This window comes from Desemzia sp. FAM 23990, from assembly GCF_045528485.1.
In the GTDB taxonomy this organism is placed as follows: Bacteria; Bacillota; Bacilli; order Lactobacillales; family Carnobacteriaceae; genus Desemzia.
In genome coordinates this window covers 1-23,330 of the sequence record NZ_JBGQQW010000004.1, presented here as the reverse complement: position 1 = coordinate 23,330, position 23,330 = coordinate 1, and the positions used below count along the sequence as shown (strand labels likewise).

Genomic DNA, 23,330 nt, shown 5'->3' with positions numbered 1-23,330 from the left:
GAGACCTTTGTCGTCTTCGCTCTTTACAAACCTCTTCTTTTTGGTTGTTCTTGGTTTAATCTAGTTGATTCAAGTAATCGACCGCATCTTGAATATTTTTTACCGGTACAATTGTCATGTCAGTGTCTATTTCTTTTGCAGCCGCTAAAGCTTCTTCATAATTGCTTTTTAGATCAGGATAATTTTCTAGGATCACTGGATCAATTTCATCATCTGGAGCAAAGAAAATGGTAGCTCCTTCATCGTCTGCAGCAACAACTTTCTTCTCGATCCCGCCGATTCTCCCAATGGTTCCATCAGCTGCTATCGTTCCAGTACCGGCAATTTCATGGCCGTTCCTTAACTCTTCATTAACGAGTTGCGTATAAATTTGTAAAGCAAACATAAAGCCGGCAGATGGACCGCCAATGCCGTCAGAATCTATTTCTACTGGAATATCAGTAGTAATGGAAGTATTGTCCACCAAACTGATCCCTAATCCAGGATATTTAGTTTCTTCCATTTCCATCAATGGAGCAGAAACGGTATTTTCTTCTCCGTTTCTTTGGTAAGTCACTTCGATAGCTTGATCAACTTCTTGGTTTTGAACGTATTCAATAAATTCTTGTGAACTCTTAAAAGTATTCCCGTCTAAAGCAATGATCGTATCTCCGACTTGAAGCAGCCCTTCAAAATGGGAATTTTCTAAAACAGACATGACATACACTCCATTATATGAAAATTCATACGGTTCATTGGCTACTTCAAATGCTGCTTGAACAGCACTATTGATGGAGCTGGTCATATAATATTGCTGAAGGTTATTGTATTCTTCAGATGTCGTGGTTGTCCCGAACAATTCTTCTTCAGTGTAACCATCATGAAAAGGCAAAAATTTTGTTAAGTACGTCAAAGGCGTCGCTCTGCGAACCGCCACTGTGGTCAGCATGTAACTCCCTGGTTCTTGGTCCGCTTCATTATCGACTTGGACCAGTTCATTCAAATGAACAGCTGATCCTGGAGATTCAATATAGTATGGCATAGGCATAAACAACGCCCAAAATACAGCTGCTACAATGAGGATTACACTGATACTTTTGATGATTTTTTTATTCATTCCCACACATCCTGTGCCCGTTATTTACCAAAAACTACTCTATTTCATATTTTTTCTTCATCGCCACGTTGACATTATCCGGTACTAAACCCGATATATCTCCTCCGAACATAGCCACTTCTTTAATCAAACTTGAACTGACGAACCGATACCGTTCATCTGATGCTAGAAATACAGTTTCTACTCGGCTGTTTTGCGTTTTATTCATTGCCGCAATATCCGCTTCGTATTCAAAATCTTTCACACTTCGTAAGCCTCTGAGCAGAATATCAACATTCAACTCATCCGCCAAATCAACAGTCAGACCTCCAGAGTGTTTAACAACTTCAACATTGGATAAAGATGCTACATTCTCCAGGATCAATTGGATTTTTTCATCCTCTGTAAACAACGCTTTTTTCGAAGTATTGGTGGCTACTGCAATGATAACACGGTCAAATAATGTAGCTGCACGTTTGATTATATCAATGTGCCCGTTAGAAATAGGGTCAAAACTTCCTGGATACAACGCAATTTTAGACATCTTTTTCCTCCGTTTCTATCATTAGTTCGTAAATCCCTATAGTGGTGATTCCATATTGTGCTTTTTTATACAGTTTTGCCTGATGAATCTCTTCTGGCAGAGCAACATTTTTGTCTACTTCACACACAATCAATGCATTCGAAGAGAGCAGCTCCCTTTTAAGCATTTGAGCTATTTGTGCGGGGATTTGTTGTTCTGCATACGGAGGATCCAAAAAAACTAAATCAAAACGCATTTTTTTGCTTTTCAGCGTTGTTAAAGCTCTAGTCGCATCACTGCGAATCACTGTAAATTTTTCTTCTTCTTTAGTAACAGCAATATTCTCTTGAATCGTTTTGATCGCCATAGGAGCTTTATCAATCAACACCGCTCCATCCATCCCTCTTGAGACTGCTTCAATAGACAATCCACCCGACCCGGCAAATAAATCCAAGCATTGTCCACCATCAAAATAAGGACCAATCATATTAAACAAGGATTCTTTTATTTTGTCTGTTGTTGGTCGGGTACTATTACCAGGTACCGCTTTTAATCTTCTTCCTCCATACTCTCCAGAAATCACTCTCATACACAATTTATTCCTCTCAATGGTATTTGGCAAATGCAAAACAAGGAATACCGTAAAACGATGTATTCCTTAGTTCTATACATTACGGGGTAGCTTGTCCTAACCCGCTAAAGGCTTCTTCAGTTGTTTTATCTTCAGCTGTTTGACTGAGTTCACCTAAAACATGATCAAAGTCCATATTGACATTCGCCCGGTAAGAACGTTCTACTTTACGCACAAAGTGAAAACTGTTCAGCTTCTTTTCAGTTAAATCGATTTCTGATCGGTTTACGTAAAGTACGACATACTTCATCCGCTTGGAAACATAATGTATTAATCCTTGTCTCTTCAAAGTTTTCATATGTTTTAAACTATATACCCAAACGATGATCCCTTGTCTTTCATTAATATTTAATTCCATAATGTACCTCCAATCCCTGACACGATCTTTTCAATGATAAAGTGTTTTTATTTTTCTACATTATACAACTCTAGTCACACTACTACAACTCGATTTCAGAACCGTCATCTAGTATCAGCAATAATTCGTCTCCTCTAAATGAAATACCTATTCGTTTCATAGCTTTATCCATCACAATTTCACGGTATTCAGCTAAAGTAAACCACTGCAGCACATAAATAGAAGGATTTGTTTGAACAGGCTGGTACAACAATCTGACATTATCTAATTGGATCTCCTCTTCATTTAAATAGGCTTGAATGGTACTTTCATCTAGCAGATTGATTTGAGGAGTCTCTTGTGTAGATTGTTTATTTTCAGAATCTGTACCGGCAGTTTGCTCTTTTTCCTCAACGGTTTCTACCGATGCCTCTTCATTAATGACTAATGCATCATTACTAGATTCTTGCTGTGAAGCGGGTTCCATAGCAGCTTCTTCGTTCTCCTGTGTGAGTTCATTAAAGTCATACAATTCATTTCCCACAGCAGATAAAACGAGACTGTATTCCAATGCCTCTAAGCCCATTTTTTCTCTCAGAATGTTGATGTATTGAAGAATTTGATCCGACTTAACCTTTTCTTGAATAGCCTGATTCATTTGAACAAATGCCTCTTCAGTAAGTGATGAAAAAGTACTGACTTCATATAATCCCGAATGAATCAAACTTTCATTGTTCATATAGTGGATTCCCACAATGGTATTCGTGTGACTGTCCATCGTCAAAATTGCATACGTTTGATTGTCAAAGGCTACTAAAGGCTGATTATTCAGTTCGTCTTCATTTAGATTGATTTGAACCAGCTGATTCTCATACCGGACTTCAAATGTTGGATCAAATGAAGCTACTTGATACATATCCGCTCGCTCCATCCCCATTTCAAATGGAGGGATCTCAACAGCTGAACCCAATACTAAGATTTCAGCGATAACATAATTAGTGACTGTCAGTTGCAGATAATGGGTATTTTCGGTGCCATAGATCCATAATTCGCTGTCATCCGCTATAGTTTTGATTACAGAAGGATCTCCATAGTCTACTATAAAATCATCTACAGCCATGCCTACATAATTAGAAAAACCAGCTGCTGGAACAAGCGTCTGTTCCAAGTCTGATGGTTCTAATCCAGATGCAGATTCCAACTCTTCACTAGAAGACTCTTCCGGAATGACGATCGGTTCTGCTCGGTCAAAATGAAAAATAAGAGGGAAAAGATAAGATCCCAATAGAAAAACAATAAATAATACGAACGTTTTTCTAACTGTTTTCATCTCTATTTCCCTCCATTAAATCACTTTTTATTTTGGATGCTTATCTAGCTACTGTTTCGATCAACAAGTCACCCGAATCGATCACATCGCCCACTTCAACGTAAATTTGATCGACAACACCTTCTGTGGTTGCTTTAATTGTCGTTTCCATTTTCATGGCTTCTGTAGTGATCAAAGACTGGCCTTTTATTACACGGTCGCCTTTTTTCACAGAAATGTCTAAAACAGATCCAGACATTGTCGCACCTACATGTTGTTTGTTTGTAGGCTCTGCTTTTCTGCGTAATGCTGTGGTACTGGTAATGCTCAAGTCTTTGATTTCGATTTCTCTGCCTTGACCATTTAATTCAAAGTACAATACGCGCATACCTTCTGAATTAGGTTCACCGATTTGATTTAACGTAATGATCAGCGTTTTCCCCTTTTCAATTTGGACTTCAATTGTTTCACCTGTACGCATTCCGTGGAAAAATGTCATAGTATCTAACAATGTCACATCCCCATAACGATTGTATGATTGCGTATAATCTAAGAACACTTGAGGATACATCAAGTAACTCAAGACTTCTTCCATCGTTGGTTCTCTATCGATCGCTTCTTGCAGTTCTTGTTTAACTGTATCAAAATCGACATTTTCTGCCAGTGTTCCTGGTCTTTCTGTAAAAGGTTTCTTATCTTTTAGAATGATGCGTTGCAACTCTTCAGGGAAACCTCCTGTAGGCTGACCTAGATTTCCCATGAACAGGTTGATGACAGAATCTGGAAAATCGATCTCCATTCCTTTTTCAAATACATCTTCACGAGAAAGCTTGTTTTGGACCATGAATAAAGCCATATCACCGACTACTTTAGAAGACGGTGTTACTTTAACAATGTCTCCAAACATCTGGTTCACTATGGTATACATTTTCTTGATGTCATCCCATTGCGATTCTAAACCAACGGCGATTGCTTGTTGTTGCAAGTTGGTGTATTGACCACCAGGCATTTCATGTTGGTAGACCTCCGTTTGAGGCCCGGTAACTTTGATCTCAAAGTCTTTGTAATATCGGCGGACATCTTGCCAGTAGTGATCAATTTGTTCCACGTTATCAATCTCAATTTTTGGACGTCTGTCGCTTGATTCAGTCGCGTAATACAAGCTGCTCATACTTGGTTGGCTCGTTCTGCTGCTCATTGCACTAGTAGCAACATCAATGACGTCAACGCCTGCTCGAATGGCTTCTGCATAAGTGAAAATACCATTCCCACTAGTATCGTGAGTATGCAAATGAATCGGCAGATCAATCGTTTCTTTCAATTCACTGATTAACTGGTAGGCTGCTTGCGGTTTTAGAATGCCCGACATATCCTTGATTCCAATCATGTGAGAACCCAGTTGTTCAAGTTCTTTAGCCATTTCTTTATAGTAATTCAATGTATATTTCGTTTGTGCCGGATCTAGGAAGTTTCCGGTATAACAAATCGTTCCTTCAGCAATTTTCCCGTTATCCCTTACAGCTTGAATACTTTTTTCCATTTGCGGAATCCAGTTTAAACTATCAAAAATACGAAACACATCAATACCGTTGGCAGCTGCTTGTTTGATAAAAGCTTCGATCACGTTGTCTGGATAATTTTGATATCCTACCGCATTAGAGCCTCTAAACAACATTTGAAACAATACGTTCGGCATTTCTTTACGCAGTTTTTTTAATCTATCCCATGGATCTTCATTTAAGAAACGGTAAGCCACATCAAAGGTAGCTCCGCCCCACATCTCAGTAGAAAAGAGTTGCGGCAAAGCTTTTTGAGTATCCGCAGCGATTTCTAAGAAGTCTTGAGTACGTACGCGAGTGGCCAATAAGCTTTGGTGAGCATCCCTAAACGTAGTATCCGTCAACTGGACAGCTTGTTGTTCTTTTAACCATGAACTAACCGCTTCTGCACCATTTGTGTCCAACAGTTGTTTGGCAGTAATCATCGGTTCTTTCGGTAAAATCAGTTGTTTAGGCTTCCGTGGTTCTTCAAAGAATGGTTTTTGACCATGATCGATTCCCGGGAATCCATTTACACTGATATTTCCAATATATGCCATCGTTTTGTTTCCACGGTCACGAACTGCTGAAAATTGATACAATTCTGGAGTAGAGTCGATAAACGTTGTTTTAGCATTTCCAGAAAGGAATTCTTCGTGCGCAATCACATTTTGCATAAACGGAATGTTTGTTTTTACTCCGCGAATACGGAATTCTTTTAAAGCGCGCATCATTTTTTGAGCAGCTAATTCAAAAGTACTCGCTTGGACACAAGCTTTTACCAATAGAGAATCAAAGAACGGTGTTACAACTGTTCCTTGGAACCCATTGCCTGAATCTAAACGAATTCCAAAACCACCTGGAGAACGATAGGTATTGATTTTACCAGTGTCCGGTAAAAAGTTGTTCAATGGGTCTTCAGTCGTAATACGGCATTGGATAGCAGCTCCCATTAATGGCATATCAGCTTGTTGAGGGATATGGATATCCTTGTGCAAATCCAATCCTTGAGCAATCAAGATTTGGGCTTGGACAATATCTACTCCTGTGATCATTTCTGAAATTGTATGTTCTACTTGAACACGTGGATTAACTTCAATAAAATAATACTGATTATTTTCTAGTAAAAACTCCACTGTACCAGCATTCTCATATCCAACATGTTGCATCAATTGAACCGCAGATTGACACATTTCTTGACGCAATTCTTCAGAAATGGACACACACGGTGCCACCTCCACAACTTTTTGATGACGTCTTTGGACAGAACAATCTCTTTCATATAAATGAACAATATTCCCTTGTTTGTCTCCCAATATTTGCACTTCAATATGTTTTGGATTTTGTACATATCTTTCGACATATACTTCTCCACTACCAAAAGCGGCTTTAGCTTCACTTTGAGCGCGTTGGAAGCTTTCTTCTAATTCTGAGCTATCATAGACTACACGCATCCCACGTCCGCCGCCTCCAAGAGCAGCTTTAATAATAATTGGATAACCATGTTGGTCTCCAAATTCTTTTACTTCATTTAAGTTGTTTACTGGACCATCTGTACCAGGAATGGTTTGCAGTCCTGCTTCTAAAGCGGCTTGTTTAGCTTTGATCTTATCTCCGAAGATATCCAGATGATGCAATTGAGGGCCAATAAATATAATGCCTTCTTCTTCACAACGACGAGCAAAATCAATATTTTCAGATAAAAATCCATAACCTGGATGAATAGCTTCTGCGCCGCTTTCTTTAGCAATACGGATGATATCTTCAATATCCAAATAAGCTTCAATCGGTTTTTTTCCTTTTCCCACTAGGTAAGCTTCATCCGCTTTGAAGCGGTGGACTGATTTTTCATCTTCTTGCGCATAAATCCCTACCGTATCTATTTGCAATTCTGTAAGAGCTCTGAAAATACGAATTGCAATTTCTCCTCGGTTAGCTACTAAGACTTTTTTCATGCTATCTCTCCTCGTTTATTGGACTCAAGTTGTTCAGCAAACCTTTCTAAAGCAGAATGTTTGCCACAACTAGCCAGCAATTATTTTTTTTATGTATTGCCTTGTGTTGTTTTTGTCATCAATTCTCTTCTTTTTGAGGTAGCACTCACATTTAATACGACTCCTATTGAAACCGAAAGAATCAAAATGCTGGATCCTCCGTAACTAATAAACGGAAAAGTAACCCCAGTGATAGGCATTAATCCTAAGATCCCCCCCAAGTTAATGGTCGACTGGATGAGCAACATGGTAGCAATTCCAATACATACCAATGAGCCAAAAGAATCCTTGGTTTTAATACCGATTAAGTAAATGCGCAGAATTAAAAATCCAAACAGCAGAACAACACTTAAAACACCTACAAGTCCTAATTCTTCACCTAATATCGACATGATAAAGTCCGTGTAAGGTTCAGGCAGATAACCAGTTTTTTGGACACTTTCTCCAATCCCTACCCCAAACAAACCACCTCGACTTAACGCGTAATAAGAGTTGACCAATTGCAGCCCTGTCGATTCAGAAACAGCAAAAGGATCCCAAAATGCTAAAAATCGGTCATATTGATAGCCTTCAATAAAAGGCAGACTAGTCCCAAAGCGACGAATCAATTCCATTACGCCCCATATAACGGTACTACCTGCAACTGCAAGACCTAACCCAAACTTATAAGAGATTCCGCTGGTTAAAACCATTACTACTCCTATCGCCAGTATAATAATAGCTCCCCCAATATCCGGCTGTAAGATGATAGGAAATACGATCCCAATCACGAACAGTAACAAAGGTGCTAAAAAGGCATTGACTGTTTCTCTTAGATCTTGAACAAACCTTTGCTGTCTTTTTGAAAAAATAAAAGCAAAATACCAAATAACCACTACTTTAGCAAATTCTGCTGGCTGTATTCTTCCAAGAGGTCCTAAATCGAGCCACCCTTTTGCTCCATTGATTTCTTCTCCAAAAGCCAAAAGAGACAGCAACATGATTACAATAATGCTAATGGCTGAAATAACAAAGGCCTTATGTTTTAAGATTTCTAGCCGAAGCATATACGCGAAGAAACAAAAGAACAATCCAGCTCCTGCAAATATTGCTTGTCTGATAAAATAATATTGTGCGTTATCAAAATTCTGCAACGCTATAAAACTACTGGCACTGTATACCATTAAGATTCCTATACTGGTCAACACCAAGTAAGGTATCAAGATATAATAGTCAAGATAACTTATTTTCTTCATGAAAGCGGCTAATTTAGCCTTAGCCCCCTTTTTAAATTATGGTCTGTCTGATCTTAATTGCTTTATAAGCTATTTAGTACAGGAATAGGGTGGTTTGTTTCTTCCATTGACCATTCAATCAGAGCTTATAAGTATTCATTATACACCACTTATCGTCAGTGTCCTGTACTGAATTTTTTCTCTGTAGCTTCACCCTATCATCTTCCCAATAACCAATGAGTTTATTATAACAACAAAAAGCCCCCGCAACAATAAGACAGCTACTTTGATTCCTATTTTTTTTAAAAGAGAGTTTAATTATCTAGGTTATTTCAACAAGCAAAAAAAGGGCTGAACTTTTTACAGTTCAGCCCTCATGAAATAAGAAGAGGCTTATTATTTCATTTTATTTTTCTTAGCAGATTTTTCACGTTCGTTTTTGTTAAGGATTTGTTTACGCAAACGGATGCTTTCTGGTGTCAATTCACAATATTCATCATCTGCAATAAATTGTAGTGATTCTTCTAGTGTTAATTTACGCGGAGTTTTAATCACGTTTGTTTGATCTTTGTTTGCTGAACGGATATTTGTTTTTTGTTTTTCTTTAGTAATATTAACGGTGATATCATTGTCACGACTATTTTGTCCAACGATCATACCTTCATAAATTTCAGTACCTGGTTCAACAAAAATCGTTCCGCGATCTTCAACACCCATAATTCCATAAGTGGTTGCTTTTCCAGTTTCAGTAGAAACCAAAGTTCCATTACGGCGTCCGCCAATGTTTCCTTTAACCACTGGAAGATATTGGTCAAACGTGTGATTCATAATTCCGTAACCGCGAGTCATAGATAAGAATTCAGTTGAATATCCGATCAAACCACGTGCTGGAGTTAAGAAAATCAATTTTACTTGTCCGTTACCATTGTTTACCATATCAATCATTTCACCTTTACGTTGGCTTAATGACTCAATGATAGAACCCATGTATTCTTCAGGGGTGTCGATTTGAACACGTTCAAATGGTTCACATTTCACTCCATCAAAATCTTTAACGATAACTTCAGGACGTGAAACTTGCAGTTCGTAACCTTCACGACGCATGTTTTCTACCAAGATAGACAAATGCAATTCTCCACGACCTGAAACGATCCATGCGTCTGGGGAGTCTGTATTGTCAACACGTAAAGAAACGTCAGTATGCAATTCAGATAGCAAACGGTCTTCTAACTTACGAGAAGTTACCCATTTACCTTCACGACCTGCAAAAGGTGAGTTATTTGTTAAGAACGTCATTTGCAATGTTGGTTCGTCAATGTGCAAGATAGGTAGTGGATCGATGTGGTCAACAGGAGTAACTGTTTCCCCAACAAAGATATCTTCCATACCAGAAACTGCAATCAAATCTCCAGCTTTCGCTTCGTCGATCTCAACACGGGTCAATCCAAAGAAACCTAACAATTTAGTTACACGGAAGTTTTTAGTTGTTCCGTCTAATTTACTTAGAGCAACTTGGTCTCCAACTTTGATTGTTCCGCGGAAGACACGACCAATACCGATTCTACCAACGTAGTCACTATAATCCAATAGTGAAACTTGGAATTGTAGCGGCTCGTCGCTATTATCGATTGGTGCTGGGATTTCTTTTAAGATCGTTTCAAAAACAGGATCCATAGAAGCTTCTTGTTCACTTGGATCTTCTGATAAACTACTTGTTCCATTTAATGCAGAAGCATAAACAACTGGGAATTCTAATTGATCATCGTCTGCTCCCAATTCGATAAACAATTCTAAAACTTCATCTACAACTTCAGCTGGACGTGCAGATGGTTTGTCGATTTTATTGATAACAACGATTGGAGTTAATTTTTGCTCCAAAGCTTTTTTCAATACAAAACGTGTTTGAGGCATTGTTCCTTCATATGAGTCAACAACTAAAACTACACCATCAACCATTTTCATGATACGCTCTACTTCTCCACCAAAGTCCGCATGTCCTGGTGTATCCATAATATTAATGTGGTGATTTTTGTATTTAACAGCAGTATTTTTCGCAAGGATAGTGATACCACGCTCTTGTTCGATGGCATTAGAGTCCATAGCACGTTCTGCTAGTTCATTATGCGCGTCAAGAGTATCAGACTGTTTTAACAACTCATCTACTAATGTTGTTTTACCATGGTCAACGTGGGCAATAATTGCGATATTTCTAAGATTTTCTCTTCTATTCATTTTGATATATTCCTCCAAGATTTCTTTTTAAATCATGTACTACTTTTTGTTCAACATCCATTGAGCAAAAATTAAAAAGCCAAACTTTTCTAATGACTGAAATCATTTTTAGATTGTCTTATTTCTCATCGTCCCCGCTAATGAAAACGCTATGAAAACGTGCAATGTTCAACTTTCAACTTTCATAGTGTAACACTTTAACGGGGCTTTGAAAAGAAAAACTTTCATTTTTTTAAGGAACGTATACAAAAGAAAACTTTTCGTGACCGTTTTTATGAAAAACATTTATCAAGCTGCTTACGATTCGTTATTGAGCATCTCAATAATTGTTTGATGGGCTGCAGGAGTAGCAACGACAACCGGATTTTTTTTCAACAAATCAATAGTGCTTCCATCGTGTTGAGTGTAGATTAAACCGAGTTCCTCAGCAATCAATTTTCCAGCGGCAATATCCCATGGCGCTAATGACGCAGCTATATATGCCACAATTCTCCCAGTGCTTGCATAGATGGTTTCAAGACCAGCTGATCCTATCATTCTAACACCATTGCTTTTACGACCGATCTTACGGACAGTATCGTTATTCCCAGACAATAAAAGACTGCTGATAGCTACCAATCCATTTTCCAGCCCTATATCGCTGATTTCACCCACTGGTTGTCCATTACAACTAACTCCATTATCCTTGATTGCAGAATACAATTCATCTTTCATAACGTCATAAATATAACCCATCTGTCCTACGCCGTCTTTATATAATGCAATCATGATAGCAAAATCATTGTGCTGTTTGACAAAATTAAGTGTTCCATCAATTGGATCAATAATCCAAACGTTTCCTGACAAGTCTTGAATGTCTTTATTATTGCTTTCTTCCGCAAAAATACGTTCACCTGGAAAATGTTGTTGAATGTTATCAATCAAAAATTTTTCTGTTTTTTTATCCATCTCTGTTACTAAGTCATTGCGGTTTGTTTTTTCTTCTACTTGAATCGTCTCTTTAAAAGAGTGCTTAATTTTTTCCCCTGCTTCTAAAATCCATTCTGTTATGAGCCGATCTCTTTTTTCTACTTGATCCAACTGATTACATCCTCTCATTTGATTTAGAATAGCGCAGCTTATTTTCTGCCTTTCAAATTTCAACTATTGTTTATTACATTATAAGCGAATGATTTTTTTTTCGCTTTCTTTTGCAGCTTTGACTACTTGATATAATGAATAACCGGAAGCAGCCTCAAATTTATTGCCCCAACTTTTTTCTTCCCCTTTAGAGGGAACTACTTTTTTAAACAATGCATACTGCGCTAAAAACACTTCTCGTTCAACGCCCTTTTCATATGCCAACTCTACTAACCTCCATAACTGAACCACATCTACCAATTCATCTTTTGACCAGTCTAAATCTAATGGATACTCATAATTTTTTTCCATATTACTATCCTCATTTACTCATTTTTATCGTTTTTCTTCTTTTTTATTATAACAAAAAAGGAATGATATTGCTTTACTCAGCTTTCTCCTATATTTGTCGATAAACACGAGAGGGTATTTATTGATGTAGCAAGACGAGAATTAATTTACACAAAAAGAAGCTGAGACAAGGTCCCAGCTTCTTTTTGATAGATTCAAGCAAAAATTTCAACTCGGTAGTTTACACAAATACCGAAACTGCAACAATTTTACATGTGAATTGGCATACCCAATGCTGCTTCAGCAGCATCCATTACAGCTTCGCCTAAAGAAGGGTGAGCATGAATGGTAAGAGAAATATCTTCCGCATTCATACCACTTTCAACAGCTAAACCTAATTCAGCGATCAAGTCACTTGCACTAACTCCAGCAACTTGAGCTCCGACAATAACATTGTCTTCTTTAGTAACTACTAAACGAACAAATCCTTCTGTCGCGTCTAGAGAGAGAGCACGACCGTTACCTGCTAATGGGAATTTAACTGATTTAACATCTAATCCTTTTTCTTTAGCCTCTTTTTCATTCAAACCAACGATGGCAATTTCAGGATCTGTAAACGCAACTGCTGGCATAGCACGATAGTCAACAGCAACTTTTTTACCAGAAATAGCTTCAGCAGCTACTTTAGCTTCATAACTTGCTTTATGAGCTAACGCAGCCCCAGGAACGATGTCTCCGATAGCATAAATGTGATCAACGTTAGTACGCCCTTGTGCGTCAACTTCAATTAAGCCACGGTCAGTCATATTGATTCCAACAGCTTCTAGACCTAAATCGTCTGTGTTTGGACGACGGCCTACAGTTACCATTACATAGTCAGCTTCAACAGATTCTTCTTTTCCATTTGCTTCATATTTAACTGTAACTCCGTTGTCTGTTTCAACAGCTTCTTTAGCCATTGCTTTTGTAACAACAGTAACCCCTTTAGATTTGAAGTTCTTTTCAACCAATTTAACGACGTCTTTTTCAAAACCGCCTAAGATCGAACCTGCTCCTTCAAGAATAATCACCTCAGCACCCAAGTTAGCATAAGCTCCAGCTAATTCACTACCAATATAGCCTCCGCCTACAACAACTAATTTTTTAGGTACTTCTTTCAGGTTCAAACCGCCAGTTGAATCGATCACGCGTCCACCAAATTTAAATCCTTTGATTTCGATTGGACGACTACCAGTTGCGATAATAGCGTTTTTGAACGTGTAAGTTTGTGCGCTCATTTCAGTCATCACACGCATTGTGTGATCATTGTTGAAATATGCTTCTCCGCGTAAAATTTCTACTTTGTTCTTTTTAAGCAACATTTCGATACCGCTAGTCAACGTGTTCACTACTTTGTTGTCTTTCCATTCTTGAGTTTTAGTAAAATCAAGAGTGACGTTTTCTGTAGAAACACCAAAAACTGATGAATCTAGAGCTTCTTGGTACCGATGTCCCGCGCTTATTAATGCTTTTGAAGGGATACATCCAACGTTTAAACAAACGCCTCCAATGTATTCTCTTTCAACAATCGCTACTTTTTGTCCTAATTGTGCTGCACGAATAGCCGCAACGTATCCGCCGGGGCCTGATCCTACGACAACTGTGTCTAATTCTACTGCGAAATCTCCTACTACCATGTAATTTTCACCTTAACCTTCCATTAATAACAATTCTGGATCTGCCAATAATCTTTTAATGTTGTTCATTGCTTTTTGAGCGGTAGCTCCATCGACAATACGGTGGTCAAAGCTTAATGAAAGTTTCATCATACGTCCAACAACAATTTCGCCTTCAGCATTCACAACTGGTTGTTGCGCAATCGTTCCAACACCTAAAATAGCTACTTCTGGGTAGTTGATTACTGGAGTAAACCAGCCGCCGCCTACTGAACCAATGTTACTGATTGAGATTGAACCGTTTCTCATATCTGCAGCAGCTAATTTACCTTCGTGAGCTTGAGCTGCCTTTTCATTAATTTCATCAGCGATAGTGAACATACCTTTTGCATCAGCATTTTTAACGTTTGGTACGTACAATCCATTATCAGTATCTGTTGCAATACCGATGTTAATGTAGTTTTTGTACACAATTTCTTGTGTTGCATCATCAATTGATGCATTCATTACTGGGAAAGCTTTAACTGTTGCCGACAATGCTTTAACAACATACGGTAAGAACGTAAGTTTCGTTCCTTTGTCAGCAGCAATTGTTTTGAATTTCTTACGGTGATCCCATAATTTAGAAACTTCCACTTCGTCATGTAATGTAACATGAGGAGCAGTTTGTTTACTGTTTACCATAGCTTTAGCAATAGCTTTTCTCATACCAGTCATTTTTTCGCGAGTTTCTGATTCTTCCATAGAAGAAGAGAAAGGTTGTGCAGCTGGAGCTGCTTCTTTTTTACTTGCTGTTTCTTTAGCTGGAGTTGCTGCAGCTGTTTCTTCTTTAGCTGGAGCAGCAGTTTCACCAGCCATAAAGCTTTGTACATCAGCTTTAGTTGTACGTCCGCCTTTACCAGATGGAGTAACTAATGCGATTTCTACATCGTTGTCACGTGCAAATTGACGTACAGATGGCATAGCCAATACGCGCTCGTTACGTTCACCAGTTTGAGGTGTTGATGCAGCAGGTTTGCTTTCAGTTGAAGTTGAAGCAGTAGCCTCAGCTGCAGGAGCTGATTCATCAACATATCCTGGAGCATCGATTTCAACAAGAATATCGCCCACACTTGCTACTGTTCCTTCAGAAACTAAAATGCTTTTGATTGTTCCTGATACTGGGGAAGCAATTTCTTCAACAGATTTATCGTTTTGAATTTCAGCAATTGAATCTTCTTCTTCAATTGTGTCTCCTTCAGCGATCAACCATTTTACGATTTCCCCTTCTGCCATTCCTTCACCAACGTCTGGCATTTTGAATTTGTAGATTGAAGAACCAGTTGATCCAGAAGTTGCTGGGTCAACAGCTTTTTCTTCTACTGCAGGAGAAGCTGGAGTAGATGGAGCTGCTGCTTCTTCACTGTCATCTTCGTATCCAGGAGCATCGATTTCAATCAATACGTCACCAACACTTGCTACTGTTCCTTCAGCTACTAAGATTTTTTTGATTGTTCCAGAAACTGGAACTGCGATTTCTTCAACAGATTTATCGTTTTGGATCTCAGCAACTGAATCTTCTTCCTCTACTGTATCTCCTTCAGCGACTAACCATTTTACGATTTCGCCTTCTGCCATTCCTTCGCCAACATCTGGCATTTTAAATTTGAAAGCCATGTTTTATTTCTTCCTTTCTTTCTCTCACTGTAGTTGTTAAATCACTTTTTGATAACAAACACATGAATGAATGTCCTTTTTTATCAAAGTCCATTCATTCATATTTTATTAAAAATCTTCTTTTTAATAAAGTAATTACTCTTCTATATTAGAAGTTTACAGTTTCTTTAATTTGTTCCAAGATATCTTTTGCGTTAACGTTCCAGTCGTCTTCAGCAAGACCAAATGGGAAAATTGTATCAGGAGCTGCTACAAATCCTACAGGAGCTTCAAGAGATAAAACAGAACGTTGCGAGATTTCAGAAATAACGGTTGCACCAACACCTGCTTGGCGTTGAGCCTCTTGAACAACTACCGCGCGTCCAGTTTTTTCAACTGATGCAACGATTGTTTCAATATCCAATGGAGATATAGTACGCAAGTCGATAATTTCTACAGAAATGCCTTCTTTTTCTAATTCATCAGCAGCTTTCAATGATTCACGAACCATTGCGCCGTAAGTGATAACAGAAACATCTTTACCTTCACGAGCCACAGCAGCTTTTCCTAGAGGAACTGTATATTGTTCTTCAGGAACTTCGTCACGGAATGAACGGTAAAGTTTCATGTGTTCTAAGAAAACAACTGGGTCGTTGTCACGAATAGCTGAAATCAATAGACCTTTTGCATCGTACGGGTTAGAAGGAACAACTACTTTCAAACCTGGTGATTGAGCAAATAATCCTTCAAGGTTATCGGCGTGCAATTCTGGAGTATGAACTCCTCCACCAAACGGCATACGGAAAGTAATCGGCATAATACGAGTGCTGCCCATACGGTAACGAGTACGAGCTGCTTGAGCAACGATTGAATCCATTACTTCAAAGATAAATCCAATAAATTGAACTTCAGGTACTGGACGGAAACCTTGTAGAGCTAAACCAATAGCCATTCCACCAATTGCTGATTCAGATAGTGGAGTATCGCTTACGCGGTCCTCACCATACTTATCGCTTAGTCCTTCAGTAGCACGGAAAACTCCACCGTTTTTACCAACGTCTTCACCGAAAATCATCACTTTATTGTCTTGTGCCATTTCTTGATCTAAGGCTTCAGTGATTGCTTGAATCATTGTTTTTTGTGCCATGCTTATTTACTCTCCTTTGCTTCGTACTTCGCAATTTGCTCTTGCGTTACTTGTCCTGGTTCTTCAAACATGTTTTTCAAGAAACCAGAGATTTTTTGTTTAGGTGCTTTGTCTGCTTCTTTAGCAGCTTCTTTGATTTCTTCTTTAGTTTTTTCAATGTAAGCTTCTTCTTTTTCTTCAGTCCATAGACCTTTAGCAGTCAAGAAGTTACGGAAACGGATTAATGGGTCGCGTTGTGCCCAGTAATCGAAACTTTCTTGCTCACGGTAACGAGTTGGGTCATCTCCAGAAGTTGAGTGAGGACCGAAACGAGAAGTAATTGTTTCAATTAAAACAGGACCATTTCCTGCTAAAGCCCATTCTCTAGCTTGTTTAGATACAGCATAAACTGCTAATGGATCCATACCATCTACTTGGATACCTGGAATTCCAACTGCTGCAGCTTTTTGGGCCAATGTTTTAGCGCCAGTTTGTTTTTCGCGAGGAGTTGAAATAGCATATCCGTTATTTTGAATGTAAAATACGATTGGAGCTTTGTAACGGCTTGCGTAGTTGATTCCTTCATAGAAGTCTCCTTGTGAAGAACCACCATCACCAGTATAGGTGAATGTTACAGCGTTATCGCCGTTTAATTTTTGACCAACAGCGCTACCCATCGCTTGAATGATTTGAGCCCCGATAATGATTTGTGGAGGCATAGCGTGTAAATCTTCTGGATAATTGTTTCCTTCAACATGTCCTCTTGACCATAAGAATGCTTTGCTAACAGGAAGCCCGTGTTGAATCAATTGCGGGATATCACGGTAGCCTGGGAACAACCAGTCTTCTTTAGTAAATGCATAATGACTTGCAAGTTGAGATGCTTCTTGACCAGCAGTAGGTCCATAGAAACCTAAACGTCCTTGACGAGCTAATGCCATTGAACGTTCATGTAAGATACGAGACCACACCATTTTCTCCATTAATTCTACTAACTGATCATCAGTTAAATCAGGCATAATGTCTTCGTTTACGACATTTCCGTCCTTGTCTAAGATTTGTACCATTGGATAAGCAGCATCAATTGCACTTAACAACGCTTCATAATCTACAGGTTGTTTATTGTTAGCCATTTAATACCCATTCCTCTCTTTTATAACAATCTAATTTCCAAACCATTAATACAGATTTCAAAAACTGTATTAATTCAGTCCGTTTACTCTACAAATTTATCACTCTTTAAACTATTTTGCAAGCACTTTATATTACACTAATAAACTAAATGGTCCTTTTATCTAAAACAAGAAGGTTTCCTCTTTATTAAAACAAATCTCTTTTTCTGTTTTATAGAAAACTTCCTCGTAATAAGGAGTGGTAACGCTTTTCTTCCATTCATTCAAGGCATGACTTAAGAGCGCAGATAATTAGTACGCCTGTTCACAATATCTGTTATATAAACAGGAAATTCCTGTACCATTTACTAGCGTTTCAAGATTTTTTTCATTCCAAAACCTTAAATTGTCTATACTTTCCGATCCAATCTTACAGCTGAATGAAAAACACTCTGCTTTTTTCGTTAATATTTATTACACGAAACGGCGCACAAGAAAAGGAAGCGGTTTTTATTCCGCTTCCTTTTGCTTCTTTCTATTTAGACTATCCCTTGGCTTAACATAGCAAAAGCCACTTTGTTGAATCCGGCAATATTTGCACCAGCTGCAAAATCACCTTCAATACCATATTCTTTAGCAGTCTCACTAATTTGTCGGTAAATAGTTTTCATAATGGATTTTAATTCAGCATCCACTTTTTCAAATTCCCAGCTTAATCGTTGGCTGTTTTGGGACATCTCCAGAGCAGACACAGCTACTCCACCAGCATTTGCCGCTTTAGCCGGTCCAAATAAGATACCAGCTTTTTGCAATTTCTTAGAACTTTCTAAATCTGTGGGCATGTTAGCACCTTCTGCAAGCGCATAAACTCCATTTGCAATAATGGTTTCTGCAGCTTCACCAAATATTTCATTTTGAGTAGCACATGGCAAGGCAATACCATAGTTTATTTTGTGGTTCCATACATTTCCTTCAAAGTACTCTGCTTCAGGACGTTGAGCAACGTATTCAGAGATACGGCCACGTCTCTTTTCTTTAATCTCTTTTACAAGTTCGATATCAATTCCTGCTTCATCAATAATGTAACCGTCAGAATCAGAACAAGCGATTACGACACCTTCATATTCCTTCACTTTTTCCATCGCATAAATGGCTACATTTCCGCTTCCGGAAACGACTACTTTTTGGTGTTTAAACGTTTTTCCTGCATCTTTTAACATAGCTTTAGTAAAATAAACCAATCCATAACCAGTCGCTTCAGTTCTTCCGATACTTCCGCCATACAATAGAGGTTTTCCAGTTAATACACCGTTTTGAGATTCATTCAATTTTTTGTATTGTCCATACAAATAACCGATTTCCCTTGCTCCTACACCAATATCTCCTGCAGGAACATCCGTGTCTGGACCAATGTATTTTTGCAATTCAGTCATTAGACTTTGGCAAAAACGCATGACTTCTCCATCGGACTTGCCTCTTGGATTAAAATCGCTGCCGCCTTTCCCTCCGCCGATAGGTAATCCTGTTAAACTATTTTTAAAGATTTGTTCAAAACCTAAAAATTTGACGATGCTTTGATTCACTGTAGGGTGAAATCTCATACCACCTTTATAAGGACCAATCGCTGAATTGAATTGAACACGAAAAGCTCGATTGACAACAACTTCCCCTTGATCATTTACCCAGGGAACTCTAAATTGGATAATTCTCTCAGGCTCCACTAAACGTCCTAAAATATTTTGTTGCATCAATTCGGGATGTGACGCCAAGACAGGTTCAATAGAGTCAAAAAACTCGCGAACAGCTTGTAAAAATTCCGGCTGATAAAAATCTCTTTCGCTTACTTCTTGGTACACTTCTTCAATATATTTTTTTGCATCTGACATAAAATTTCCCCTATCCATTAAAATATAAAAGTTTGTTGAAAAGATGACTTTTTTATTATCGCACATTTCATCAAAGATAAAAAGAACAAATACTCGTGCAATATCCCTTCATTCCTGTTAAAATGAAAGAGTTGAAAATAATCTTAAGGGGTACGAAATCCCTATATTTAGTAGGAGTGAAATAGTAATGATTACAATGAAAGACATTATTCGAGAAGGCCATCCTACTCTTCGCCTCGTTGCCAAAGAACTAGAACTCCCTTTATCACAAGAAGTTATTGACACGGGGCATGAAATGATGGAATTCTTAGTCAATAGTCAAGATCCGGAAATAGCAGAAAAATATGAGTTAAGAGCTGGTGTAGGTTTAGCCGCTCCTCAAATCAATCAATCCATCCGTATGCTGGCTGTTCATATTCCCGGAATCGAAGAAAATAGTGATGAATATATTCTAAGTACTGTTATGGTCAATCCTAAAATCGTCAGTCACTCTGTTCAGTCTTCTTGCTTAGCTGAAGGTGAAGGCTGTCTATCTGTTGACCGCGATGTGTCTGGTTATGTTCCACGCCACAGCAGAATAACTGTGACGTATTACGATTTAAATGGCGAAAAACAAAAAGTACGTTTGAAAAATTATGCAGCTATGGTAGTCCAACATGAAATTGATCATTTGAACGGTGTGATGTTCTACGATCGCATCAACGAAGAAAATCCATTTGATTTAGAAGAAGGAACAAACGTGATTTCTTAATCTTTCTATTCATATGAAAATAATGCAGCAAAAAGGAGACGATAAAAATCGTCCCCTTTTTGTGTTGAACAAATTAAATAAAATACGTATTTTTGATTTGGTTTAAGACATTTTGAATCTCGGGCAATGGAAAAGTGAGTTGTGCAAATAAATCTGTCTGCACAATTTGATACACTAAAATTGCCGAAGCAATGATGAAAATAGCCCATTCACTTCCTCTGCCAGTTGTATAATATACTCGCTTTAGTCCAAATTGAATATTTTTATTGTATAAAGGCTGCAACCAAGCGATACCATACTTCGAAAAAGAATCTTCTACTAAATGAGCGAAAAAGCCCATTAAGAACCAAGTCGCCCAATCGATCGGCCAGTCAAACGTCACTGACAGAAACCGAAAAACCGCTGTAAAAAAAACGGCTCCTGCTAAAGAATGGACAATTCCTCTGTGCCCGAATAATTTCCTCATTCCGTCACTCACTATCGGCAGTCTTTTACCTATAAAAGATCCCGGATGGTCAATATCAGGAAATAGCGCTCCTATGCCTAAAACAGCCAGATTTCCTATCGTTAAAGAATCTGAAGAGGCCAACATTGGTAAAGCAGCCGCATAAGTAACGACTAAATGTGTTTTGTACTGCATCTTTTCTCCTTTCAAAAAGTAAACACCTTTAACACTAAACAAAAAAATTCTCATTCTTACTATTCAGGGAGGATGTCTAAAAATAATCATTTGCGGCTAGGTCTCGTTGATAAATACCTGCACACAAAAATGTCTTCGCTCAACAAAAGAAATCCCTCTTTTACACGAGGGAACACACGTTCAATTGTAGCATAATTGCGATTAAATTACTTTATCTTTTAACAGGAGAAGCAAAAAAGCCGCTAAAACATGCAGCACATTAGTCCTGCCCAAGTTTTAACGGCTTCTTTTAAATGATAGTATGGAGATAAGGGGGCTCGAACCCCTGACCTCTACGCTGCCAGCGTAGCGCTCTCCCAGCTGAGCTATACCCCCAGAAACAACACCCTTATTATACCACTGATGTTGTTTTTGTACACTTGTTTTTTGCTCATAAAGTCTTTATTTTTCTATCTGCTCTTGGGACATAGCCCATAATTTTCGAGTAGTATTTGCATTGCGGATCGTTACCTGTTGATAGGATTTTGTCCCAATGATTTTTGAAAACCGCGTTCGCCTGTATTTTTCTACTGAAGCACTCCAAAAAAGGATAGTGCCTACGTAAGACACTTTTTCGAGATCATTGTTTATAGGCCCCACTCCAGACAATACGTCTTCTGCCGAGGCCGGATAAATGACAAATAAAGCATTGTGTCTCATAGCAGGATCTGTTCCCCACCATGATGGAGCATGTTGAATTGCCTCCGCTAATTCGTCAGCTGTAACAATCGCAACGATCACCGGAAAAACAAATGCTGCTTCAATGATCTGCTGACAATAATCTTGAAGCGTTTGTTCTCTACTTTTCCAATCCGCTTCAAATACGATGTTTCCACTGTTGATATATGTAGCGACTTCTGTAAAGCCTGCATCCAAAAAGCACTTCTTCAACTCTTGCATCGGCACTCTGTTTTTACCGCCAACATTGACTCCTCGAAGCAAAGCAACCATCTTCATAATGTTTGTCCCCTTTTTAGTCATCTCCGATAGGAAAATAACTGTTTCAGCTAAATCAAGTTCATTTCTTTTAATGCAATCGCAATGCCATCTTCATTGTTATTAGCCGTTACTTTATTTGCACGTAGTTTGATCGTTTCAAGAGCATTTCCCATTGCCACACCTGTGCCTACTTCTGTGATCATTTCTAAATCGTTCAATCCATCTCCGAAAGCAATGATATCTTCTCTCTCAAAACCTTGATCAGCAGATAATTTAAGAATGGTTTTAGCTTTTGATCCACCACGAGGCAATATATCCACTCCAGCATCGTGCCAACGGACAAATTTGAATTTAGGAAATTGTCCATTTTCATAAATTGCTTGATCTTCTTCACGATAAAACAACAGCGCTTGAACAAGCTTATTCGTTTTGTAAAAGTCACTGTTGTATTCCGGTACTCCAAAGCCTACTGCTTCCATAGCGGTTTTGATATTCGCATCGACAAATTCATCTCGTCTTTTAAGCATAAAAGGTGTTTCATACACCATTTGATGTTGATTTCGATCGGCTACCGTCAGTAATCTTTCAAAATCAGCCGCATCTAAAGGGTTTTCGTATACTTGTTCATCATGGAAAAACCCAGCTGATCCATTACAAACAATGTAATTTTTCAAGTCCAGCTCATCGATCACGACTTTAGCCATAGCATAGTTTCTTCCTGTTGCTATTGCAATTTCATGACCATTAGACTGCAATTCCTGCAGCGCTTCTTTAGTACTTGTCAGTATTTTTTTCTCGTCATTTAATAGTGTGCCGTCAATATCAAAAAAAAGGATTTTCTTCTTCATTTGATTACCTACTCTCCAAAATTCTATCTTCCCTATCCCATTCTATCGGATTAGAGACTAAAAGAAAAGCTGATATTGAAAACCTTTTTATGCTTATATTGAAAACCTTTTTATGCTAAAAAATCAGCCATGAAAAACCTTTTATCTTCTCCATACTACTGCTCCGGATAGAGAACTTCGTTTGCTTACATCAAGTCTTCCAATTGTCAAGCGAAAGTTAAAATGTCCTAAAACCAAGGCTCACATTAATGCAAGCTTTTACTTCGCAAAAGCTTGCATTAATGTGACCGAATTTGTTAAAATTAGTCCTAAGCTGTTTGTTCAGCTTCGTACTCTTCGAGTGTTTTTCCGACACTGCGAAGATATCTTTTGAAAGATTCTAGTTTCCACGGGTGAGATTGTGGGGGAATATACTGGCGTCTTTCTTTTTTTTGCT

At 38.4% G+C, this 23,330-nt stretch carries 19 protein-coding genes and 1 tRNA gene; 1 reads left to right on the top strand and 19 read right to left on the bottom strand.

Annotation, left to right across the window (positions count from 1 at the left end; all coding sequences use genetic code 11):
- Window positions 1-55 precede the first annotated feature (55 nt).
- From ACEN4I_RS02245 to gdhA, 15 genes are all read right to left on the bottom strand, one after another.
- The gene (locus tag ACEN4I_RS02245) at window positions 56-1,096 is read right to left on the bottom strand and encodes a SepM family pheromone-processing serine protease (RefSeq protein WP_407095432.1); all 1,041 of its coding nucleotides are present in this window, start codon (window positions 1,094-1,096) and stop codon (window positions 56-58) included.
- Window positions 1,097-1,130: 34 nt separating this feature from the next.
- The gene (coaD, locus tag ACEN4I_RS02240; protein WP_407101695.1) at window positions 1,131-1,619 is read right to left on the bottom strand and encodes a pantetheine-phosphate adenylyltransferase; all 489 of its coding nucleotides are present in this window, start codon (window positions 1,617-1,619) and stop codon (window positions 1,131-1,133) included.
- Window positions 1,612-2,187: a 16S rRNA (guanine(966)-N(2))-methyltransferase RsmD gene (gene rsmD, locus ACEN4I_RS02235; protein ID WP_407095435.1), complete on the bottom strand. Its 576-nt coding sequence runs from the start codon at window positions 2,185-2,187 to the stop codon at window positions 1,612-1,614. Before rsmD ends, coaD begins: the two co-directional genes overlap by 8 nt.
- A gap of 82 nt (window positions 2,188-2,269) precedes the next feature.
- Window positions 2,270-2,587, bottom strand: coding sequence for a YlbG family protein (locus ACEN4I_RS02230; protein ID WP_407101693.1), 318 nt, complete (start codon window positions 2,585-2,587; stop codon window positions 2,270-2,272).
- Between the two features lie 82 nt (window positions 2,588-2,669).
- The gene (locus ACEN4I_RS02225; protein WP_407101692.1) at window positions 2,670-3,896 is read right to left on the bottom strand and encodes a CAP-associated domain-containing protein; all 1,227 of its coding nucleotides are present in this window, start codon (window positions 3,894-3,896) and stop codon (window positions 2,670-2,672) included.
- A gap of 40 nt (window positions 3,897-3,936) precedes the next feature.
- Entirely contained in the window at window positions 3,937-7,368 is a 3,432-nt protein-coding gene (locus ACEN4I_RS02220; RefSeq protein ID WP_407101690.1) for a pyruvate carboxylase, read from the bottom strand.
- A gap of 89 nt (window positions 7,369-7,457) precedes the next feature.
- Window positions 7,458-8,642, bottom strand: coding sequence for an FtsW/RodA/SpoVE family cell cycle protein (locus tag ACEN4I_RS02215; protein ID WP_407101688.1), 1,185 nt, complete (start codon window positions 8,640-8,642; stop codon window positions 7,458-7,460).
- A 375-nt stretch (window positions 8,643-9,017) separates the two neighbouring features.
- The gene (gene typA / locus ACEN4I_RS02210; protein WP_407095440.1) at window positions 9,018-10,853 is read right to left on the bottom strand and encodes a translational GTPase TypA; all 1,836 of its coding nucleotides are present in this window, start codon (window positions 10,851-10,853) and stop codon (window positions 9,018-9,020) included.
- A gap of 297 nt (window positions 10,854-11,150) precedes the next feature.
- A complete protein-coding gene (locus ACEN4I_RS02205) occupies window positions 11,151-11,933 on the bottom strand; it encodes an inositol monophosphatase family protein (protein WP_407095441.1) in 783 nt (260 codons plus the stop codon).
- A gap of 78 nt (window positions 11,934-12,011) precedes the next feature.
- Window positions 12,012-12,284: a UPF0223 family protein gene (locus tag ACEN4I_RS02200; RefSeq protein WP_407095442.1), complete on the bottom strand. Its 273-nt coding sequence runs from the start codon at window positions 12,282-12,284 to the stop codon at window positions 12,012-12,014.
- 248 nt (window positions 12,285-12,532) lie between these two features.
- Window positions 12,533-13,939, bottom strand: coding sequence for a dihydrolipoyl dehydrogenase (gene lpdA / locus ACEN4I_RS02195; protein WP_407095443.1), 1,407 nt, complete (start codon window positions 13,937-13,939; stop codon window positions 12,533-12,535).
- 12 nt (window positions 13,940-13,951) lie between these two features.
- Window positions 13,952-15,574: a dihydrolipoyllysine-residue acetyltransferase gene (locus ACEN4I_RS02190; protein ID WP_407101686.1), complete on the bottom strand. Its 1,623-nt coding sequence runs from the start codon at window positions 15,572-15,574 to the stop codon at window positions 13,952-13,954.
- A gap of 148 nt (window positions 15,575-15,722) precedes the next feature.
- The gene (locus ACEN4I_RS02185) at window positions 15,723-16,700 is read right to left on the bottom strand and encodes an alpha-ketoacid dehydrogenase subunit beta (RefSeq protein ID WP_407101684.1); all 978 of its coding nucleotides are present in this window, start codon (window positions 16,698-16,700) and stop codon (window positions 15,723-15,725) included.
- Between the two features lie 2 nt (window positions 16,701-16,702).
- Window positions 16,703-17,812, bottom strand: coding sequence for a pyruvate dehydrogenase (acetyl-transferring) E1 component subunit alpha (gene pdhA, locus ACEN4I_RS02180; RefSeq protein WP_407101682.1), 1,110 nt, complete (start codon window positions 17,810-17,812; stop codon window positions 16,703-16,705).
- A 518-nt stretch (window positions 17,813-18,330) separates the two neighbouring features.
- Window positions 18,331-19,677, bottom strand: coding sequence for an NADP-specific glutamate dehydrogenase (gdhA, locus tag ACEN4I_RS02175; RefSeq protein WP_407101680.1), 1,347 nt, complete (start codon window positions 19,675-19,677; stop codon window positions 18,331-18,333).
- Between the two features lie 187 nt (window positions 19,678-19,864).
- On the opposite strand from gdhA, the gene def reads away from it, so the two are divergent.
- Window positions 19,865-20,428: a peptide deformylase gene (gene def / locus ACEN4I_RS02170; RefSeq protein WP_407101678.1), complete on the top strand. Its 564-nt coding sequence runs from the start codon at window positions 19,865-19,867 to the stop codon at window positions 20,426-20,428.
- Window positions 20,429-20,501: 73 nt separating this feature from the next.
- On the opposite strand, the gene ACEN4I_RS02165 is transcribed toward def, so the two are convergent.
- From ACEN4I_RS02165 to ACEN4I_RS02150, 4 genes are all read right to left on the bottom strand, one after another.
- On the bottom strand, window positions 20,502-21,068 hold the full coding sequence (locus ACEN4I_RS02165; protein ID WP_407095449.1) for a metal-dependent hydrolase: 567 nt from the start codon (window positions 21,066-21,068) through the stop codon (window positions 20,502-20,504).
- A gap of 302 nt (window positions 21,069-21,370) precedes the next feature.
- Window positions 21,371-21,443, bottom strand: a tRNA-Ala gene (locus tag ACEN4I_RS02160).
- A 66-nt stretch (window positions 21,444-21,509) separates the two neighbouring features.
- On the bottom strand, window positions 21,510-22,064 hold the full coding sequence (locus ACEN4I_RS02155; RefSeq protein ID WP_407101674.1) for a DUF1697 domain-containing protein: 555 nt from the start codon (window positions 22,062-22,064) through the stop codon (window positions 21,510-21,512).
- Window positions 22,065-22,114: 50 nt separating this feature from the next.
- On the bottom strand, window positions 22,115-22,894 hold the full coding sequence (locus ACEN4I_RS02150) for a Cof-type HAD-IIB family hydrolase (RefSeq protein WP_407095451.1): 780 nt from the start codon (window positions 22,892-22,894) through the stop codon (window positions 22,115-22,117).
- Window positions 22,895-23,330: the final 436 nt, after the last annotated feature.

What these genes read in the sequence shown, in the direction of transcription:
- ACEN4I_RS02245 (WP_407095432.1), bottom strand. Translation starts at nt 1,096, where the DNA reads ATGAATAAAAAAATCATCAAAAGTATCAGTGTAATCCTCATTGTAGCA.
- coaD (WP_407101695.1), bottom strand. Translation starts at nt 1,619, where the DNA reads ATGTCTAAAATTGCGTTGTATCCAGGAAGTTTTGACCCTATTTCTAAC.
- rsmD (WP_407095435.1), bottom strand. Translation starts at nt 2,187, where the DNA reads ATGAGAGTGATTTCTGGAGAGTATGGAGGAAGAAGATTAAAAGCGGTA.
- ACEN4I_RS02230 (WP_407101693.1), bottom strand. Translation starts at nt 2,587, where the DNA reads ATGGAATTAAATATTAATGAAAGACAAGGGATCATCGTTTGGGTATAT.
- ACEN4I_RS02225 (WP_407101692.1), bottom strand. Translation starts at nt 3,896, where the DNA reads ATGAAAACAGTTAGAAAAACGTTCGTATTATTTATTGTTTTTCTATTG.
- ACEN4I_RS02220 (WP_407101690.1), bottom strand. Translation starts at nt 7,368, where the DNA reads ATGAAAAAAGTCTTAGTAGCTAACCGAGGAGAAATTGCAATTCGTATT.
- ACEN4I_RS02215 (WP_407101688.1), bottom strand. Translation starts at nt 8,642, where the DNA reads ATGAAGAAAATAAGTTATCTTGACTATTATATCTTGATACCTTACTTG.
- typA (WP_407095440.1), bottom strand. Translation starts at nt 10,853, where the DNA reads ATGAATAGAAGAGAAAATCTTAGAAATATCGCAATTATTGCCCACGTT.
- ACEN4I_RS02200 (WP_407095442.1), bottom strand. Translation starts at nt 12,284, where the DNA reads ATGGAAAAAAATTATGAGTATCCATTAGATTTAGACTGGTCAAAAGAT.
- lpdA (WP_407095443.1), bottom strand. Translation starts at nt 13,939, where the DNA reads ATGGTAGTAGGAGATTTCGCAGTAGAATTAGACACAGTTGTCGTAGGA.
- ACEN4I_RS02190 (WP_407101686.1), bottom strand. Translation starts at nt 15,574, where the DNA reads ATGGCTTTCAAATTTAAAATGCCAGATGTTGGCGAAGGAATGGCAGAA.
- ACEN4I_RS02185 (WP_407101684.1), bottom strand. Translation starts at nt 16,700, where the DNA reads ATGGCACAAAAAACAATGATTCAAGCAATCACTGAAGCCTTAGATCAA.
- pdhA (WP_407101682.1), bottom strand. Translation starts at nt 17,812, where the DNA reads ATGGCTAACAATAAACAACCTGTAGATTATGAAGCGTTGTTAAGTGCA.
- gdhA (WP_407101680.1), bottom strand. Translation starts at nt 19,677, where the DNA reads ATGTCAGATGCAAAAAAATATATTGAAGAAGTGTACCAAGAAGTAAGC.
- def (WP_407101678.1), top strand. Translation starts at nt 19,865, where the DNA reads ATGATTACAATGAAAGACATTATTCGAGAAGGCCATCCTACTCTTCGC.
- ACEN4I_RS02165 (WP_407095449.1), bottom strand. Translation starts at nt 21,068, where the DNA reads ATGCAGTACAAAACACATTTAGTCGTTACTTATGCGGCTGCTTTACCA.
- ACEN4I_RS02155 (WP_407101674.1), bottom strand. Translation starts at nt 22,064, where the DNA reads ATGAAGATGGTTGCTTTGCTTCGAGGAGTCAATGTTGGCGGTAAAAAC.
- ACEN4I_RS02150 (WP_407095451.1), bottom strand. Translation starts at nt 22,894, where the DNA reads ATGAAGAAGAAAATCCTTTTTTTTGATATTGACGGCACACTATTAAAT.